The organism is Streptomyces sp. A1277, from assembly GCF_004795015.1.
Lineage (GTDB): Bacteria > Actinomycetota > Actinomycetes > Streptomycetales > Streptomycetaceae > Streptomyces.
Genome location: NZ_SSBI01000009.1, coordinates 1 through 18,360, shown reverse-complemented (window position 1 = coordinate 18,360; position 18,360 = coordinate 1). Strand labels below are relative to the sequence as shown.

Genomic DNA, 18,360 nt, shown 5'->3' with positions numbered 1-18,360 from the left:
GTTCCACAAGGGGGGTACGACCTGGCTGTGGCCCGATCAGGCCGGTCATGTTCTTCACGTTTGCCGGGTGACGAGCCCGCGCCGCCGGAGCGGCGGCGCGGGCTCGCCTCAGCGCAGCTCGAACCCGGCGTAGCCGGCGCTCGCGACCTCGTCGCACTTCTGCCGGTAGCCGGCGACGCCGCCGACGTACGGCATGAGGACGCGGGCCTTGCCGGGGACGTTGGCACCGATGTAGTACGAATCCGCCTTGGGGAACAGCGTCATGTCGCCGACCGCGCGGACGTGTTCGGTCCACTCCTTCTCCGCGGTGGCCGCCGCCTCGATCACGGAGTGGCCGTTGGCGGCCATGTAGTCGATCAGGTCACTGATCCACTCGACGTGCTGCTCGATCGAGACGAGCATGTTGCTGAGCACGGACGGACTGCCGGGACCGGTGATCACGAACAGGTTCGGGAAACCCGAGAGCGCCAGACCGAGGTAGGTGTCCGGGCCGTCCTGCCACTTGTCGCGCACCGACACACCGCCCTTGCCGGTGATGTCGATGTTCAGGAGCGCGCCCGTCATGGCGTCGAAACCCGTGGCGATCACCAAGGTGTCGAACGCGTAATCGCCCGCAGTGGTCCGGACGCCCGTCTCCGTGATCTCGACGAGGGCCTCTTCCCGCAGATCGACGAGGTGGACGTTGTCGCGGTTGAACGTCTCGTAGTACCGGGTGTCGAGGCAGGGCCGCTTCGTGCCGTACGGGTAGCCGCGCGGTTCGAGCTTCGCCGCCGTCGCCGGGTCGGCGACCTTGGCGCGGACCTGCTCCCGGATGAACTCCGCGGCGGTCTCGTTGGACTCCTCGTTGAAGATCAGGTCGGTGTATGCCTGGAGGATCGCGTTCAGGTGTCCGCGCTCCCAGCCCTTCTGGTAGACCTCCCGGCGCTCCTCGTCGCTCACCTCCAGCGCCGACTTCGTCGGCATGTCCACCGAGATGCCGAAGATGGACTGGCGCGCCGCCTCGCGGGCCTGCTGGTAGTTCGCCTTGGTGGCGGAGACCCGGTCCTGGTCGATGGGTCCGTTGAACGACGACAGAACGTAGTTGGGCGTGCGCTGGAAGACCGTCAGGTCAGAGGCTTGGTCGGCGACGAACGGGATGACCTGGACGCCCGAAGAGCCGGTGCCGATCACGCCGACGCGCCGGCCGCTGAAGTCGACGTCGCTGTCCGGCCACAGCCCCGTGTGGTACCACGAGCCGGAGAACGTGTCCAGGCCGGGCACCTCCGGGAACTTGGGCGTGGACAGGCAGCCGGTCGCCATGACGCAGTACTGCGCGGACACCTCCTGGCCCTGATCGGTCCGGACGGTCCACCGGGACGTGCTCTCGTCGTACGCCGCGTGTGTGACCCGGGTCCCCAGGACCACGTCCTTCCGCCAGTCGTGCCGGTCGGCGACGTGCTGGAGATAGGAAAGGATCTCGGGCTGGCTCGGGTACTTCTCCGTCCACTCCCATTCCTGCTCCAGCTCGGGATCGAACGAGTACGAATAGTCCATGCTTTCCACGTCGCACCGGGCGCCGGGGTACTTGTTCCAATACCACGTGCCGCCGATATCGGCGCCCGCTTCGAAAACCTTTACCGACAGGCCCTTCTGCCGGAGCTTGTGAAGCATGTAGAGACCGGAGAATCCGGCCCCCACGACAACCGCGTCGATTTCCTCTGCCGCGCTGGCCATGTGTATCAATCCTCCGCAACCGTGGATGGTGGCACCCCATACGCCTCGACCGCTGACGACAACGGCGATTTTCGATTATTGGCGAGGCCGGCCGGTTCGGGTTCTCCTCAATTGCGGTGCCGGGGAAGGCGCGCACGGGTGAAGAAGACGGCTACCGCCTTCGGCGGAACAGTCGTGTGCGAAACCATTCCTCGGGAGGTCGCCATGGGCGCCGAATACTATTCCGCCGCGGTGCAGGGTCCGCACGAGTACTTCGAACTCGGTCCGTACACACTGGACAGCGGGGACACACTGCCCGCCGCACGGCTGGCGTACCGCACGCTTGGCCGCCTGAACGCGGCCAAGGACAACGCCGTGCTCGTGCCGCACATGTACTCGGGCACGTCGGCCTCGATGCAGATGCTCATCGGTGAGGGCCGGGCGCTCGACCCCTCTCGGTACTTCCTCATCCTGCCCGACCAGTTCGGCAGTGGCCTGTCCTCGTCACCGAGCAATACGCCGGCGCCGTTCGACCGCGGTCACTTCCCCGCGGTGACCATTGCCGACGACGTACGGGCCCAGCACCGGCTGGTGACCGAGCGGTTCGGGATCACGGCCCTGCACGCGGTGCTCGGCTGGTCGATGGGCGGTCAGCAGACCTACGAATGGGCGGTACGCCACCCGGAGATGGTGCTGCGCGCGGGCGTGTTCGCGGCCACCGCGAGGACGCCGGTCCAAAACCAGCTGCAACTCGATGTGCAGTGCGAGCTCCTGCGCTCGGATCCCGCGTTCGCGGACGGTTTCTACACGGACTCCGACGACGTGGATCTCGGCCTCAGCAGGCATGCGATGGCCTGGGCCGCGACCAGCACCAGCTACCGGTTCTTCCGCGACGAGGTGTGGCGCCGGATCGGATTCGCCGGCGCCGAGGAGTTCACCCTGGGATTCACCCGCAGCCATTTCCGGCCCATGGACCCGAACAACCTGCTCCGCCAGGCGGCGAAGTGGCGCGCCGCGGACGTCAGCCTGTGCACCGGCGGAGACATGGAGGCGGCGCTCGGCCGGATCACCGCCGAGTTCTTCGTCTTCGCGTTCGGTGACGACCTCCTGTTCCCGGCCGAGGACCACGAGCGCGACGCGGCCATGATCCGCGATGCCCGGCTGCGGGTGATCGACGGCCCGCTGGGGCACTTCACCATGTACGGCCTGACCCCCGAGGACGCGGCAGCCATCGACGAGGCACTGGCCGAGGTGCTGAAGTCCTGATCGCGCCGAGGCCCGTGCACGACATCGCGGCCGATACCCCGAGGGGGGTATCGGCCGCGATGAGGGACCTGTGCCAGGCGAACCGGCGGCCTCCGGGACCGGCTCAGTTCTCGTACTCGTCGTGATACCGCAGCCAGGCCCACTTGAACGGCAGGTCGTCTTCCTGCCGCCCGAGGAACGTCAGGTCGAGGTAGTTGTAGGTGTTGTTGACCAGATCCGTTCCGCGGAAGGCGGTCGAGTAGGTGCAGTAGACCTGGTCGTCGTCGCCGCGCAGGAAGACGCTGATCCCCGGTATCTTCGTCGCCCCCGGGACGAGCTCGAAGTTGAAGTCGTCGTAGAAGCTGTTGCCGAACGAGGAGACCACGGGGACCGTCCAGCCCATTCGCTCCTTGTGCTCGACGAAGTCGGCCAGGGGCACCGGGCAGTCCACCGCCAGCGACGTGTCGCGGGCGTGCAGGTGCTCAAGATGGGCGGGCATGTTGTCGACCCAGAACGAGCAGCCCAGGCAGAAGCTGCCGCCGGTGACGGACGGCAGCATGAAGTGGTAGATGATCAGCTGCCGCCGGCCGTCGAACAGTTCGAGCAGGCTTCGCTTGCCGTCGGGCGTGTCGAAACCGTAATCCTGGTCGACGGGGAACATCGGCAGACTCTGCCGTTCGGCGTGCAGCGCGTCCCGGGCACGACTGTGCTCCTTCTCCTTGGCGAGAAGGGGCAGACGCGCCGCGAACCATTCGTCTCGTGACACAACTTCGGGCAAAGCCATCGCGACATCTCCCAGTTCCGGACTCGTCCACAGAGGTGGTCACCACTCTTTCCGCGGGCCGCTCAAGACGCATCTCTTCAGTTGCCTCAGCGCGGCCCGAGCAGAGCAATCTGGGAGCTTGTCGGCGGGGCCGGGCTTGCGAAGGCTGTGGGGGAATGCTCGGAGCCTGCGTGGAAGGTGAGCGACTGATGGCTGTTGCCGCGCTCCAGGATGTGCGAGACGTGCTGGCCGCCTGCCCCGATCTCGCGGATGCCGCGGTCCTGGCGCATGTGCGGGATTCCGTGGGCCAGGTGCATGTGGCCTATGTGGTGCCGGGTGGTCCCGGTTTCGATCTGGCCGTGCTGCATCGGCTCCTGAGGGGGGCGTTGCCCGGTACGGCGGTGCCGGCGGCTGTGGTGGTTGTCGATGCGATTCCGGTGGACGCCGGCGGGGCACCGCGGCCGCAGGCGCTGCCGGTGCCGGATCTGCGGGGGCTGGTGCCTTACCGGTCGCCGGGATCGGCCCGTCAGGAAGCGCTGTGCACGGTCTTCGCGGAGGTGCTCGCCAGGCCCCGGTGGGGGCTGGACGACGACTTCTTCGTGATGGGTGGCGAGTCCATCGACGCCATGCTGATCGCCAGCCGCGTCGGCCCGGCGGCCGGTGTGGAGATATCGATCAACGAAATCTTCGACGCGCCCACCGTCGCGGAGCTCGACCGGCTCCTGGACACGCTGACCACCGACGTCTGACGACGGACCGCTGCGAAGCACGACCTGACGGCCGGCCGTCACTCGATCCCACCCCGACAGATTCTGGAGTGCCACCGTGGACATGTATCCGCTGAGTTCCCGGCAGAGGGACCCGATGGGCCTGCAGCGCTCACCGAAGCACGTCTGCGCCCACGTGCTTCGCATCAAGGGAGAACTGGACGTCGACGCGCTCAAGGGCGCGCTCGACGACGTGGTGGCACGGCAGGAGTCCCTGCGCAGCCGGGTCCACTACGACGAGAGCGGCATGGGCGGGTCTCTGGAGGTGCTGCCGCCGATGCCGGTCCCGCTCGCCGTGCGCGACGTTCCCGAGACCCCCGGCCGCTCCCGCGACGAGATCGCCGCCGAGCTGCTGCACGCGGTGAACGAAGAGTCGATGGACTTCCTGGACGCGCCGTCGTTGCGCGCCGTCCTGCACCGGTTCGACGCCCAGGACGCCGTGCTCACCCTCCTGAGCCACCACCTCTACAGCGACGGCTGGTCGGTCGGCGTCCTGCGCAGCGAAATCGCGGCCTGCTACCGGGCCAGGGTGACCGGGGTGCCGCACACGCTGCCGGCCCCGGTCCCGTTCAGCGGATTCGCCACCTGGGAGCAGGAGTTCCTGCGGAGCGAGAAGGCGGCGGAGGCACGCCGCTACTGGAAGGACAAGCTGGCCGGCGCCACGATGTCCACGATGCCGACGGACCGGCCCTACGACCCCGAGAACCAGTCGGCGCGCACCGCCGTGCGGAACTTCTCGCTCGATCCCGACACCCTCGCGAAGGTCACCGCGGGCGCGGCCCGGAACCGGTGCAGCATCTGGCACGTCTGCCTGGCGGCGTACATGGTGCTGATGGAGAAGATCTCCGGCCGGACCGACATCACGCTGATGACCGTGAACAGCGGCCGGCCCGCCGAGGAGTACTTCAACACCATCGGGTTCTTCGCCAACCTCGTCCCCGTCCGGCTGGAGTACGACGACTGCGAGACCTTCCTCGACCTCATGCTCCGTGCGCGCCGGGCGAGCGTCGAGGCCCAGCAGCACCAACTGCCCACCGAGTCGCTCCTCGGCATGTACCCCACCCTGATGAACCCGCCCGGCGATCCGATGGTGCTGCCGTCCGGCTTCAACTACGTCAGTGCGCCGGCGGACAACCAGGACACCGATTTCACCACCAGCGTCGAACCGGTGAGCCTGCCCGAGGAGGAGGCCGCCTCGTTCCGCCGAGGCGTGATCATCTGGACCTTCCTCGTCGTCCCGGGGGGCGACTTCCGCTGTGTCATCGAGTACGAACCCGGCTCGGTGGACGCCGCCACGGTGGACAGCTGGGGCTCCGACTTCACAGAGCTGGTCCAGGCGATGACCGACCGGCCGGAGCGGGCATGGACCCGCGGCCGGTCCGAAAGGGCGGCTGTACTCGCCGCACGGGATCAGCAGTAGACCGCGACGGAACCATCGACGCGAAGAGGACCCACCACGCGAACCGGCCGCCGTGACGCCGGGCGGCCGCGGTGGCGATGACCGGCTGGATCGAGCGAATGGGAACGAGGTTGCCGTGTCTGATCCGTACGAGGACCGGACGGCCGACGACGCGTCCGCGCGGCGCCCGCTGTCGGCCAATGAGGAATTCATGTGCGCCTTCGACCGGGGTGACGACCTCGGTGTGTTCGGCCCGCGAGGGATCGTCCTGGCCGGCTGGCGCATACGCGGGCCGCTGGACGTGGCGACCGTGCAGCTCGCGCTGGACGATGTCGTCGCGCGCCACGAGGCGCTCCGCACGACCATCATCAGGGACAAGGACGCCCCCTACGCCCGCGTCTCCCCGCCGTGCCCGGCGGCCCTCACCGTCGTGGACCTTCCGCCGGCGGCGAGTGAGGCCGACCGCGAGCGCCTGGCGCACGAGTTCCTCGACGGGGTCGACCGGGACGGCAGGCTCGGCGCCACGGAGCTGCCGTTGCTACGGGCGACCCTGGCACGGTTTGACGACGGCGACGCGGTCTTCGTCATCGTCACCAACCATCTGGCCAGTGACGGCTGGTCCATGCAGGTGCTCATGCGTGACTTCACCATCTGCTACGCGACCCGCCGGGGGCTGCCCGCTCCCGACCTGCCGGAGACCCGCCAGCTCGGCGAGTACGCCCTCTGGCAGCAGGAAGCCCGCGACAGCGAGTCCGCCACCATCGCGCGCGAGTACTGGAAGGACACCCTGTCGGGCGGGGAAATGCTCATCCTCCCCACTGACCGGCCGAGGCGCTTGGACGTCCCACCCGTCTACTCGGTCTACCGGTTCGTGCTCGACCAGGAGCTTGCCGGCGCCACCACGTCACTGGCCAAGTCACTGCACAGCTCGCCGTTCATGGTCCTGTTCGCCTGTTTCAATCTGTTCCTGCACCGCAGGACAGGCAGGACCGACATCGTCTCGCCCGTCATCACGTCCGGCCGTACCGAGCCCGGCTTCGAGGACACGGTGGGGACGCTGTTCAACTTCCTGCCGATCCGGACCGATGTGTCCGGCTGCGCGAGCTTCGCCGACCTGGTCCGCCGGACCCGGGCCTCGTTGCTTGAGGCATACTCCTACGAACTCCCGTTCGGCGAGATCATCGCCAAGTCCGAACCGGAACTGATGTCCGGCCCGATCATGAACGTGAGCAGCGTCGTCTCCGCCTTCCAGATCTCCCAGTTCCCCTCGGAAGGCGCCGACGACATCGGCGGCCTCCGCCTCTCCGCGCTCCGCCGCCGCCTGACATCGCTGGTCGACGTGTCGGAGATCCCGGACGGCAACCTGTGGGAACTGGACCTGCACCCGGACGGGGACGTGGTGGGCGTCGTGAAGTACAACAGCCTCGACTTCGACCTGCCGACCATCGTCGCGATGGTCGACGAGTACCGAGAGCTGCTGCTCGCGTCGCTGAAGTCCCCCGACTCGGCCCTGCCGAAACAGGAATCCAGCGCGTGAACCGGGAAGGGAACAGCGATGCGTGCCGTCGTCGGTACCAAACCCCTGTGCAGTCGGCTCAGTTCCGGGGACGGAGCGGCCATCCTGGTCTCCGACTTCCAGCCGCTCACCGCGGCGCCGCGGCTCAGCAGCCTGATCGCTGACGCGGCGGTCGGCCACTCGGTCCATCAGGTGGACCCGCGCGGTGCGCTGTCGGGCGACCGGCTCTATGCCACCCTGCCGGACCTGGCCGACGAAGCCGCTGCCGCCTTCCGCGCCGGCGAAGCCTCCGCCGCGCCCGGCCGGCCGGTGTTCGTCGTGGCCCATTGCAGCTCCGCCGCCCTGTCCCTGCGGATCGCCGACCGGCTGGCCGGGGAGCGGGATGTCACCGCCCTCCTGGTGCAGCCGACCTGGCCCGACACGGCCCACGTCACCGAGATCTTCGCCGAGTTCCAGGGAAAGCTGGGCGCGGCGGGGCGGCCCCCTCCCGACCTGGACGGCGATCCGCTGTCCTGCGTCGCGGGGATGGAGCAGCTCATGGGCGAGGACCTGGCGGCGATGGCGACGCGGCTCGGCCTCGGCAAGGCACCTCTGGCCTTCTCCGAACTCCTGGTGTCCTACCGGACCTGGCTCGCGTTCCTGCTGGCCTGCCGCAACGACCGGCCCGTAGAGGTGCCCTCCGGCGCGGTCGGGATCACGGTGCTGACCGACGAGCCCGGCTTCGTGCTGCCCGGGAGCGTTCCGCAACGGTGCCGCACCGTACTGCCGCCGCCCGCGGACCGGCCCGACGCCGTGACCCCGGAGCTGGCCGCGTGCGTGCTCGGGGAAGTCGGCAACCAGCCATCGAAACAGCACGAGTTGTAAAACTTCATCAGGCGGTGTCGAGCGCGCCGGTAGCGTTCGTGAAGGCTGAGTGCGCCCAGGACGGGCGCCCCCGAAGCAACCGAGAAGGACGTTGTCTTGACTAGTTTAGATAAGCCTGACATGGACACCGCACCCGTCTCCCGCCGTCGGATGTGGGCGATCCTGGGGCTGGTGATCGTCGTCGACGCTCTCGACGTGATCGATGGAACGGTCACGAACATCGCGGCCCCCACCATCGCCGCCGACCTCGACGGCGGAGTGAGCCTGATCAAGTGGCTGGGGCCTGCGTACATGCTCGCCATGGGCATCCTGCTCCTGGTCGGCGGGCGGCTGGGCGACAAGTTCGGCCAGCGCAGGCTCTTCCTGATCGGCATCGGCGGGTTCACCCTGGCCTCGGCACTGGCCGGCTTCGCCCCCGACCCGGTCCTGATCATCATCGCCCGAGTCGCCCAGGGCGCGTTCGGGGCCCTGCTCATCCCGCAGGGCATGGCGATCATGACGAAGGTGTTCAGCCCCGACATGCTCGCCAAGGCATTCGGCCTGTTCGGCCCGGTTCTCGGCGTCTCCGCCGTGGTCGGCCCGGTCCTCGCCGGCCTCATCATCGACGCGGACATGTTCGGTCTGAGCTGGCGCCCGATCTTCCTCCTCACGATCGTCCTCGGCCTCGCCGGGCTGCTGGCGGCCGTCAAGCTCCTGCCACGCGACGACGGCGACCGGGCCACCGTCATCGACGGGTGGGCCTCCGGCCTCCTCGGGCTGGCCATGCTCGGGATGATGTACGGCCTGATCGAGGGCTCGACCAATGGCTGGAAGGCCGCCGCCGTGACCTCGGTCGCCGTCGGCGTCCTGCTCTTCGCCGCCTTCGCCTACCGTCAGCGCACCGCGGCCAGCCCGCTCATCGTGCCCTCGCTCCTGAAGAGCCGGGGGTTCACCTCCGGCATGGTCGTAGGACTCGTCTCGTTCATCGCGGGCACCGGCCTCTTCTTCGTGCTGTCGCTGTTCATGCAGGAAGGGCTGCACGCCAGCCCGCGGACGGCATCGTTCAACATGGTTCCGCTCACCGCGGGGCTCATCATCGCCACGTTCGCCGCCATGGGCGGCCTGGTGACCAAGCTCGGCCGCACACTCGTCTTCGTCGGCCTGGGCATCAGCATCGTCGGCAGCGGCTGGCTACTGGCCCTCGTCAACCACTCCGGTACGGACGTCAGTCTGTGGGCACTGGCCCCGGCGTTCCTGGTCATCGGCATCGGTACCGGCCTGTGCTACACCACGATCCCGACCATCGCCCTCGGCGACGCGAAGCCCGAAGAGGCGGGCAGCGCCAGTGGTTCGCTCACCTCGATGCAGCAGCTCTCCACGGCGATCGGCTCGGCAGCGGTCTCGTCGGTCTTCTACGGATACGCGGCCTCCGGGTACGGCCACGCGATGCAGGTCACGCTCGTCGTCGTCCTGGCCGCCACGGCCCTCAGCATCCCGTTCGTCACCCTGATGCCCCGCCAGGCGCCGGCAGGGCCCCCGGAAGGCGGACCGGAAGGCGGACCGGCCCCGGAGCCCGCAGCCGCATAGTCCGTCGACGGTCTGCCGGCCGGTGTCCTCCACCTCGCCGGCAAACCGTTCTTCTGTGGTTGAAACCATTACATTGGGACCGCTGATGCCGTCGGCACCGGCTGTCTTGGAGGTTGACGATGCATTCGACAGTTGACACGTTCCGCACGCCCCAAGGCGTCACACTCGGGGTCGAGCACTTCGGTGACGAGGCGGACCCCTTGGTACTGCTCGCGGGCGGTACGACCATGTTGTCCTGGCCCGACGCCCTCTGCGAGGCGCTCGCGCGCGGCGGACGCCACGTCGTGCGCTACGACCTGCGCGACGCGGGCGCGTCCACCACGGCCGCCCCCGACGCACCCGCGTACACGCTCCGGGACCTCGCCGCCGACGCGGCCGCGCTCGCCCGCGGGCTCGACGACCGTCCCGCGCACCTGGCGGGCATCGGCGTCGGCGGGATGGTCGCGCAGGTGGCCGCCCTCGACCACCCGGAGGCGTTCTCCGCGCTGACGCTCGCCGGGACGCGGGCCGTCGCACCCGGTCCGGTCGACGACGACCTGCCCGACCACGACCAGACCGCGATGAAGGAGCGCTTCAAGCTCCCGAAGCCCGACTGGTCCGACCGCGCCTCGGTGGTGGAGTGGGCGACCGCCGCGGCCGAGGTCTTCGGTGACGACCCCGACGAGGCACGGACCACCGCCGGAAGGATCTTCGACCGCACACCGGACACATCGCGCCCCGTCCAGATGGCCAACCAGCTCGGCACCGTCTTCGCCCACCTGGACTGCCGGCCCCGCTGGCGCGAGCGCCTGAGCGAACTCACGGTGCCGGCGCTCGTGGTGCACGGCCGTCGCAACCGGTTCTTCCCGGTCGGCTGCGGCGAGGCGCTCGCGCGCGACATCCCCGGCGCGCGGCTGCTCGTGCTGGAGGAGGCCGCGACCGCGATCCCCGCCGCGTCCGCCGACGAGGTCGCCGGGGAGATGCTCAAGCTCTGACCTCAGCCGCTCCGACATCTGGGGCGGGAGCCGGGTCGCCCGGCTCCCGCCCCAGACCGCTGCGGCAACGGACTGCCGCCGGCCGGCGAAGCACGAGCGGCACGGGCCGCTGGTCAGCGGCCCGTGCCGAACCGAAGGGGCGATCTCCACCGCCCGCCCGATGTGCGAACAGACTCTAGGCGGCTCCGCCCGGGGCGGGCAGCTGCAGCCGCGCGTGGCTGTTCTGGTAGGCGGCCAGCCGCCATTCCCCGTCCCGCTTGACGACCACCCAGGACGCCCGGATCGACTGCTCGTCCGGCACCTCGGTGTGGCCGGCCGGCAGCACCCCGCCCTCGGTGAGGAGGATGCCGCAGTCCGCCCCGAGCAGGCGCAGGTCCAGCGGGCGCCCGGTGACCTGGGTGCCCTTGTACTGCCCGGCGAAGGACTCGGCCAGGAAGGCGTGGATCGCGGCACGGCCCTTGGCGTACATGCCGGGCAGGATCATCGTGCCCTCCTCGACGAAGAGGCCCGCGAAAGCATCGGCGTCGTTGTAGGCCCAGGCCGCGATCACCTTCTGGGTCAGTGCGGCGATCGCCGCCATGTCCGCCTCGGGCGCGGTGGTGCTCGGCTCGGTGTTGGTGTCCGTGCTCATGTGCTCACTCCTGTCAGATGTAGGCGGTGTTCGGGTCAAGGCCGCACAGCACGCGTCCATAGAGCTCCGCATTCGTGTTCGGGTGCATCAGCGCGTGGAGCGTGACCGCGTTCAGGTCCCTCACATAGCGCTGGATCGGCACACTCGTGTAGATCGAGGAACCACCGCTGGCGGTGCCGAGGATGTCCGCCGCCTCCTTGGCCAGCCGGCCGGTCGCGCCCAGGTCGGCACGGGCCAGCGCGCGCTCGTTGATGTCCCATGCCGAGCCGTCGGCGCATTTCGCGTCGAGGGTGGCCGACAGCCGGTGCGCGTGGAACGCCGCCTCGTCGATCTTCATCGCGGCCTCGGCGATCTGCAGGTGGGTGAGCGGCGCCTCGGACTGCTTCTCGTAGGCGGTGTAGGTGATCTTGCGGTCGGGCAGCCGCTTGACGAAGGCATCCATCGCGCCGCGGGCCATGCCGACCAGCGGTCCCACGGCGGAGGCCGAGGCCACCGGGAGCAGCGGTGCGCGGTAGATCGGCGAGTCGGCGTTCAGCTTGGAGGCGGACTGGGCCTCCAGGATCGCCGGCAGCGGCAGTACGCGCTCGGCCGGGATGAACACGTCCTGCGCCACCGTGCTGACGCTGCCGGTGCCCTTCAGCCCGGAGGTGTGCCAGTCGTCCACGATCAGCAGGTCGCTCATCGGCACCAGCGCGACGATCGGATAGGGCTGGCCCTCCGGCGGCACCAGGATCGCGATGATCTCCTGCCAGTGCGCGTGCTGCGAACCGCTCTGGAAGCCCCACTTCCCGTTCACGACGACACCGCCCTTGGCGGGGGTGGCGGTCGCCGACGGGCTCAGGGTTCCGCACACCCGGGCGTCCGGGCGAGCGAAGACCTCGTCCTGGACCTCGTCGGGGAACAGGCAGGCCATCCAGCCGGGAATCCAGTAGACCGAGGCCACCCACGCCGTGGAACCGTCCGCGCGGCCCAGTTCCGTGGCGACGTCGACCATGGTCGCGCTGTCCGCCTCGAAACCGCCGTAGCGGGCCGGGACGCGCAGCTTGAAGACGCCGGCGTCGGTCAGCGCCTCGATCGACTCGTCGTGGACGCGCCGGTTTTCCTCGTTCCAGGCGGCGTGCCCGCGCAGCAGCGGCGCCAGCTCAGCCACCCGGCGAACCATTTCCTGCCGGGTCGGTACTTCTATGTCGGACACGGAACACCTCCTGGAGAAGGGGGGATCTGCCGTCTGGGAGCAGCCGCCACCGGCACGGTGTCCAGGCCCCGCACGATGAGCCACACGCCCCTCACGACGGGCCGGAATCGTCCCCGATGCTAAGAGCCCCGTGCCCGCGGTGTCGTCTCCGAGATTGCCGGTGCCGGCCGGGGCACGCCTGGCCGCCTCAGTTCCCGGAGACGGCCCGTATCGAGCAGGCGCGCGATGCGGCGCATGCGTCCGGTCCCCCCGTTGCCTCCTGGCAATCCCGGAGATGCAGGCGCACCCGGCACGGCGCAACGATGTTCGCGACGGCTGGCAACCTGACATACCCACTTGGAGAATCCGTGAGTGACGCTACAAAATCCCGCGCGGTGGTACTGGGTGGCAGCATCGCGGGCCTGTTCGCGGCCAGGGTGCTCGCCGACGCCTACGACGAGGTGCAGATCGTCGACCGCGACAGGCTGCTCGACGCCGAGGAGGCGCGGCGCAGCTGCCCGCAGGGCAAGCACATCAACGGCCTGCTGGCCCGGGGCCAGCTGGTCATGGAGGAGTTCTACCCCGGGGTCACGCAGGAGATCTTCGCCGACGGGGTGCCCACCGGCGACCTGTGCGGCAATGTGCGCTGGTACTTCAACGGCGTGCGCATCGAGCAGGAGGTGGCGGGCCTGACCTGCGTGGCGGCCAGCCGCCCGATGCTGGAGAAGCACATCCGCCGGCGCACCGCGGCGCTGCCGAACGTGGTGTTCGTGGAGGAGCACGACATCCTCGGCCTGGCGACCACCCCGGACCGGGGCACCGTCGTCGGGGCACGCGTACTGGCACACGGTCACGAGAACGAGCACACCATCGAGGCCGACCTGGTCGTCGACGCCACCGGCCGCGGGTCGCGCACCCCGGTGTGGCTGCAGGAGCTGGGCTACGGAACGGTCGAGGAGGAGAGCAAGAAGGTCGGCCTCGGCTACGTCACCCAGCACTACAAGCTCAAGGTCAACCCGTACGGCCCCGATCTGTCGATCAACCCGGTCGCCAACGCCAAGCTGCCGCGCGGCGCGATCTTCACCAAGACCGATGGCGGCCGCGTCGAGCTGACCGCCTACGGCATCCTCGGCGACCACCCGCCGACCGACCAGCAAGGCTTCTACGACTTCGTCAAGACACTCGCCGCGCCGGAGATCTGGGAGACACTGCAGCACGCCGAGCCGCTGGACGAGCCGGTCGCCTTCCGCTTCCCCACCACACTGCGCCGCCGCTACGAGAAGCTGACCCGCTTCCCCAACGGCCTGGTCGTCGTCGGAGACGCGGTGACCTGCTTCAACCCGGTCTACGCGCAGGGCATGACGGTGGCTGCGCTGTCGGCCCTGACTATGCGCGGACACCTGCACACCGGGGCGGCCCCGCAGCCACTGCTGTACTTCGAGGACCTGGCGAAGAACGTCGTCGCCCCGGCCTGGGAGATGACCAACATCATGGACCTGAGCTTCCCCGGGGTCGAGGGCAAGCGCACGCTGCAGGTCAAGGCGGCGCAGAAGTTCCTGAGGCTCGTTCAGATCGCCGCGACCCGCGACAAGAAGGTCGCCGCCGCGTACATGCGTACGGCCGGCCTGATCGACCGGCCCGAGTCGCTGCAGAAACCCGCGTTCATGGCGCGCGTACTGTGGAACGCGCTGCGCGGACCGGCCCCGAGCCCGACGCCGCCCCCGCTGGTGCCGATCCGCCCGGTGGAGACCTGGTCCGCGCAGAAGACGGCGGCATAGCCCACGGCGAGCGTCGCGCAAGCTCAGCCGGCGGGGAGGTGGGCGGCCGGGACCGGCCCCCTCCGCGTACAGACGCGCGCCCGCGGCCTTCGCGCTGATCGCTGTGTGTTCCTCGGCCGGATCACATGCTCAGCCGAAGGCCGCCCGCACGTACGACGGTTACCGGTCGGAGGCTGCCGGACGGCGGTGGCGTCTCAGGCCGATTGCTCCGCCGACACGCCCGTCAGGGCCAGGTTCCACAGACGTTCGAGCTGCTTCACGGTCCCTTCGCACCCGTGCTCGGTCCTCGGTGCCGTGCGCAGGTGCGCCTCGGCGCCATTGATCAGGTACTCCACCAGGGAGGTGACGTCCTCGGGCGGAGCACTGCTGCGGAGCTGGTCGGCTGTGTGGGCCTCGGCGAGGAGGTTCTGCACAGCCGGGAGCCAACTGCTCGGCCATGACGACGGGGCGGTCCGTTCCCGGGCGAGACGGGCGGTGGCACGGACCGAGGGCTCTGCTTCCAGGAGCCGGACGAGATCGAGCGTGAGGTCGGCGACCCGGGTGAGCGGTGGCGCCGTCTGCACGATCACCTGCTGTACGACCGCCTTGATGAGGTTGCCGCCCTCCTCCTGTACGGCATCCGCCATCTCTGCCTTTGTCACGAAATGAAAGCCCAATGAGCCCATGGATACGCCTGCGGTCTTGCTGATTCGAGAGAGCGATGTACCTTCATAGCCGCCCTGGCCGAACTCGACGGCCGCGGCCCGGATGATGGCGGTGCGCGTCCGTATAGCTCTGTCCTGTTTCACCATAGTTTCTCCAGGTGGGTACTCGTCGGTGGACGCGGAGAGATCCAGGTCCACGTCAACAGGTCTGCGAGCAGGCGTAGTTGCCCGATTTCGCATCGGTTCGCAGAAGTCGCGACGCCATTACCGGATCTTTTCCGGCTCGCACGCTTTTGCGAGTCGCGTACTTCTGTGCAGTGCTTGGTGTGTACCGGGGTGGTGAAGTGGGAACAGTTGTCCCTGTGGAAAAAATGCGGGTGCCCTTCTTATTTTTACATCTCGGTAGCAGGGCTCGATCAGGGTGGCATGACGTTCGGTGTGTCGTGGTAACGGATGGGACTGATTCCGGCCCGGTCCGCGAGTAGTAGGAGCGCACCGGCCGAAATCCCCAGTACGCCCAGTACGAGGAATATCGGCCGGCACGTCGAGAAGTGGGGTCTCCTCTGTCCGAAGGGAGCCGAGAACGTGGGGAAGCACCGGACGCCGCGGGCGCCCCCTTCGGGCGTACGGCGGAACCTTCCCCCGGGCTCGCGGACCGGAAGGCCGCCGCATCGCCGTAGCCGGCGTCCGCCCGCGAGGCCCCCGACGCACTCCGGGCACGGACTCGTACGGACCCGGTGCCACGCACATCCCACGTGGCACCGCACCTGCAGGACATGACCACCGCAGCCGATCTGACCCGGCACTAGTAATGCTTGCTCTTGCAAGGATGGGGGAGATGCCATGGAGACGCCTGCCACGACTCTCGCGCAAGCCTCACTGCCCGCGTTCGCCAGGAGGCTGTTCGAGCACCTGCCGAGGGCCGACCAACGCCGCTGGGCGCACATCTATCTGGAGGGCCTGCTCAATACGCCGGGAAAGAAGTCGGTGCGGCGCATTGCCGCAGCGGTCTCCGGATCTCCCACGGCCTCCCAGTCGCTCCAGCAGTTCGTCAACGCGAGCCCGTGGGACTGGATGCCCGTCCGGGAGAAACTGGCCCGTTGGGTCGAGCGGCGACTGCCCCTGCGGGCGATGGTGATCGACCAGGTCATCCTGCGCAAGCGGGGGCAGCACTCCTGCGGAGTGCACCGCCGCTACCTGGCTTCCACAGGGCGCTCGGTGACCTGTCAGGTGGGGGTCGGAGCCTTCCTGGCGTCCGACGACGCCGCTCTTCCGGTGAACTGGAGCCTGCTGCTTCCCCGGGCGTGGACCGAGGATCCGCTGCGGCAAGCGCGCGCCCGCATCCCGGACACGGCGCGGGCCTGGCCTTTCGCGACGCATGTGCTGGAGCTGGCCTGCCAGGACACCATGGGTGCCCGGTCGAGGCCGCTGCCCGTGGTGGCCGACCTGGAAGGGTCATCCGGTGCGAGCGCGGTGATCGGCCGACTCGACGTGAACGAGCGCGAGTTCGTCGTCTCCGTTCCGGGAAAGCTCAGGATCGTTCCCGGCGGCGGCCGACTGGCCCACTGCCATGTCAACGCCTCCTTCCGCGGACCGCTCCTGCCGGCATACAGCCTCCATGAGCGCGACCCCGGCTTTCCGATCCGCACCGAGGAAGTGGCCGAGGCCGGCCACCTCGGCGCCGAGACCGTGACGTCCTGCTTGGTGCACGTGCCCGAACCGGGGCCCGGAGCAGCCCTGCGCACCTACCGGCTGCTCGCGGTGCGCAACGGAGGGAAGGGCCGCTCGGCTCAGCTGTGGCTCACCAACATGCTGGAAACCTCCACCGATGAGGTACTCGCTCTGGCCGGAACGCTCTCCCGCACGGCGAGGGCGGTACGGGACATGGAGGAGCATGTCGGCCTGCTCGACTTCGAAGGGCGGTCCTACCCGGGGTGGCACCACCACATGACCCTGGTGTCCGCGGCCTACGCACACCGCCTGCTCAGCTCCGCCCCCCGTCGGACGGGCGTTCACCCGCTGCCGCGTGAGCGAAAGCCCTTCGCGCACGCGGCAGTCGGTCCGTGATTCCGTGAGCGCACGCGGGGAGTGGTTCTGCGCGCCGGCGAAGGCGCGCCGGCTGCCCGCATCGGCTCTGTGGCCTGGCCGGGGAACTCCCCGACCAGGCCACAGACACGTCCGAGGGCCGCTCAGGCTGCCCAGGGCGCGATCGGGTACCAGATCAGGTCGCGGCCGGCCAAGATCCGAACGTCCCAGTACAGCAGCAGGAAGACGCCCGCCACGATGAACCCTGCCGCCATGAGCGCGGCGGTACGGCTCGGCGCATCCGTCATCCACCGGTGCAGCCGGTCCCCGAGGAATCCGGTCACAAGGAGGAACAGCACCGCCATGACCAGGATGTTGCCCAGACTCTGAAAACCGAAGGCCACCGCACCGTAGAGCACGTTGTGGTTCTCGGCGGTGTCCCGGAACAACTGGCGGAAGAGCGGAAAGGGCCGTCCGACGAGAAAGGCCCCGATCAGTCCGCCCATGAACAGCATCGGTGCGCTGGGGTACTTCTGCGACACCTTTGCCAGGGGGTCGCGTACGAAGCCCAGCGTCGCCAGGCCGAGGTACGTCATCACCAGACCGATGATGCCGAAGACCACCATGGCCTGAATCAGCCGGCCCGAGAGCCCGCTGCTCTGGCTCTCGTCGAACTGGGACATGTCCGTTCCGGTGATCGCGACCACCACGCCGTACAAGGCCGACACCACGACCGCTCCGGCGGCGAGATGTCCCAGCGGGCGAAGTCCGGCGGCCATCCTGCTGCGACGGGAGCCGGCCCGTCCGCCGGTCAGCGGCGCCAGCGCGCTGAACACGGCGATGTTGCACGCGGTGAATGTTCCGGCGACGCCCGTGACCAGAGCGAAGAAGACACCGGCCAGGGCGCCCGCGATCGGGGTGCCCTTGGCGGTGTGGCCCAGCAGTGTGTCCGCGATCGTGTCGCCGATGGTCTGGTCGACGAACTTCGCCGACCACACCACTGTCAGGGCGAAACCGAGAACGGCGCTGGCCGCGATAACCAGCACCCGTCGGCGGGGCGCGTGTCCGTTGAAGAAGAAGGACGGGGCGGGGCGTTCGGTGGACGCGGACCTATTCCGTTCGGAATCGGCTGTGGCGGGTATCTGCGCCATGACGTGCCGCCTTCCCTGAGAGGTGGGGATACGCGGCGATACGCTAACCTCGAAGTTTCATGACGGTCCGCCGACGGAGTCGGTGGACCGTTTTCCTGCCGTGGGCTGAGAGTGGGCAGGTTGAGGGCCCGAGTGTCGTCTCGGGGAGGCGCCGGGTTCCACTGCTCCGGG

General features: G+C 68.9%; 15 protein-coding genes. 9 read left to right on the top strand and 6 right to left on the bottom strand.

All coding sequences use genetic code 11. The features are described 5' to 3' along the window. Positions 1 to 108: 108 nt before the first annotated feature. Positions 109 to 1,713, bottom strand: a complete 1,605-nt coding sequence (locus E6R18_RS08390; RefSeq protein WP_136316220.1) for an NAD(P)/FAD-dependent oxidoreductase — start codon at positions 1,711 to 1,713, stop codon at positions 109 to 111. Positions 1,714 to 1,917: 204 nt separating this feature from the next. Between E6R18_RS08390 and E6R18_RS08385 the strand changes: the two genes are divergently transcribed. Continuing rightward, positions 1,918 to 2,958 carry an alpha/beta fold hydrolase gene (locus E6R18_RS08385; RefSeq protein WP_136316219.1) on the top strand — a complete coding sequence of 347 codons (1,041 nt, stop codon included), beginning with the start codon at positions 1,918 to 1,920 and terminating at the stop codon, positions 2,956 to 2,958. Positions 2,959 to 3,061: 103 nt separating this feature from the next. Here the strand turns inward: E6R18_RS08385 and E6R18_RS08380 are convergent, their stop codons facing one another. Then, positions 3,062 to 3,721, bottom strand: coding sequence for a DUF899 domain-containing protein (locus E6R18_RS08380; RefSeq protein WP_136316218.1), 660 nt, complete (start codon positions 3,719 to 3,721; stop codon positions 3,062 to 3,064). A gap of 188 nt (positions 3,722 to 3,909) precedes the next feature. On the opposite strand from E6R18_RS08380, the gene E6R18_RS08375 reads away from it, so the two are divergent. The 6 genes from E6R18_RS08375 to E6R18_RS08350 all read left to right on the top strand — a co-directional run bounded on the left by E6R18_RS08375 (position 3,910) and on the right by E6R18_RS08350 (position 10,786). Continuing rightward, positions 3,910 to 4,449 (top strand): phosphopantetheine-binding protein, encoded by a 540-nt coding sequence (locus E6R18_RS08375; RefSeq protein ID WP_168712298.1) that lies wholly within the window; start codon positions 3,910 to 3,912, stop codon positions 4,447 to 4,449. A gap of 82 nt (positions 4,450 to 4,531) precedes the next feature. Next, positions 4,532 to 5,887, top strand: coding sequence for a condensation domain-containing protein (locus tag E6R18_RS08370; RefSeq protein ID WP_136316303.1), 1,356 nt, complete (start codon positions 4,532 to 4,534; stop codon positions 5,885 to 5,887). Between the two features lie 115 nt (positions 5,888 to 6,002). Further along, positions 6,003 to 7,403, top strand: coding sequence for a condensation domain-containing protein (locus tag E6R18_RS08365; protein WP_206308240.1), 1,401 nt, complete (start codon positions 6,003 to 6,005; stop codon positions 7,401 to 7,403). A gap of 18 nt (positions 7,404 to 7,421) precedes the next feature. Then, positions 7,422 to 8,246: a hypothetical protein gene (locus E6R18_RS08360; protein ID WP_136316216.1), complete on the top strand. Its 825-nt coding sequence runs from the start codon at positions 7,422 to 7,424 to the stop codon at positions 8,244 to 8,246. Positions 8,247 to 8,366: 120 nt separating this feature from the next. After that, the gene (locus E6R18_RS08355; protein ID WP_206308239.1) at positions 8,367 to 9,812 is read left to right on the top strand and encodes an MFS transporter; all 1,446 of its coding nucleotides are present in this window, start codon (positions 8,367 to 8,369) and stop codon (positions 9,810 to 9,812) included. A 119-nt stretch (positions 9,813 to 9,931) separates the two neighbouring features. Then, complete coding sequence (locus E6R18_RS08350; RefSeq protein ID WP_136316215.1) at positions 9,932 to 10,786, top strand: alpha/beta hydrolase; 855 nt, start codon at positions 9,932 to 9,934, stop codon at positions 10,784 to 10,786. Between the two features lie 175 nt (positions 10,787 to 10,961). On the opposite strand, the gene E6R18_RS08345 is transcribed toward E6R18_RS08350, so the two are convergent. Both E6R18_RS08345 and E6R18_RS08340 read right to left on the bottom strand, forming a co-directional pair. After that, positions 10,962 to 11,417, bottom strand: coding sequence for an SgcJ/EcaC family oxidoreductase (locus tag E6R18_RS08345; protein WP_136316214.1), 456 nt, complete (start codon positions 11,415 to 11,417; stop codon positions 10,962 to 10,964). Between the two features lie 13 nt (positions 11,418 to 11,430). Continuing rightward, positions 11,431 to 12,612: an acyl-CoA dehydrogenase family protein gene (locus E6R18_RS08340; protein ID WP_136316213.1), complete on the bottom strand. Its 1,182-nt coding sequence runs from the start codon at positions 12,610 to 12,612 to the stop codon at positions 11,431 to 11,433. 347 nt (positions 12,613 to 12,959) lie between these two features. On the opposite strand from E6R18_RS08340, the gene E6R18_RS08335 reads away from it, so the two are divergent. Then, a complete protein-coding gene (locus tag E6R18_RS08335) occupies positions 12,960 to 14,369 on the top strand; it encodes an FAD-dependent monooxygenase (protein WP_240799644.1) in 1,410 nt (469 codons plus the stop codon). A 194-nt stretch (positions 14,370 to 14,563) separates the two neighbouring features. Here E6R18_RS08335 and E6R18_RS08330 read toward each other — a convergent pair whose 3' ends face one another. Then, positions 14,564 to 15,160, bottom strand: a complete 597-nt coding sequence (locus E6R18_RS08330; protein ID WP_136316211.1) for a TetR/AcrR family transcriptional regulator — start codon at positions 15,158 to 15,160, stop codon at positions 14,564 to 14,566. 696 nt (positions 15,161 to 15,856) lie between these two features. On the opposite strand from E6R18_RS08330, the gene E6R18_RS08325 reads away from it, so the two are divergent. Continuing rightward, positions 15,857 to 17,080, top strand: coding sequence for a transposase (locus E6R18_RS08325; RefSeq protein ID WP_240799643.1), 1,224 nt, complete (start codon positions 15,857 to 15,859; stop codon positions 17,078 to 17,080). 122 nt (positions 17,081 to 17,202) lie between these two features. Here the strand turns inward: E6R18_RS08325 and E6R18_RS08320 are convergent, their stop codons facing one another. Then, entirely contained in the window at positions 17,203 to 18,189 is a 987-nt protein-coding gene (locus tag E6R18_RS08320) for a hypothetical protein (RefSeq protein ID WP_136316210.1), read from the bottom strand. Positions 18,190 to 18,360 lie beyond the last annotated feature (171 nt).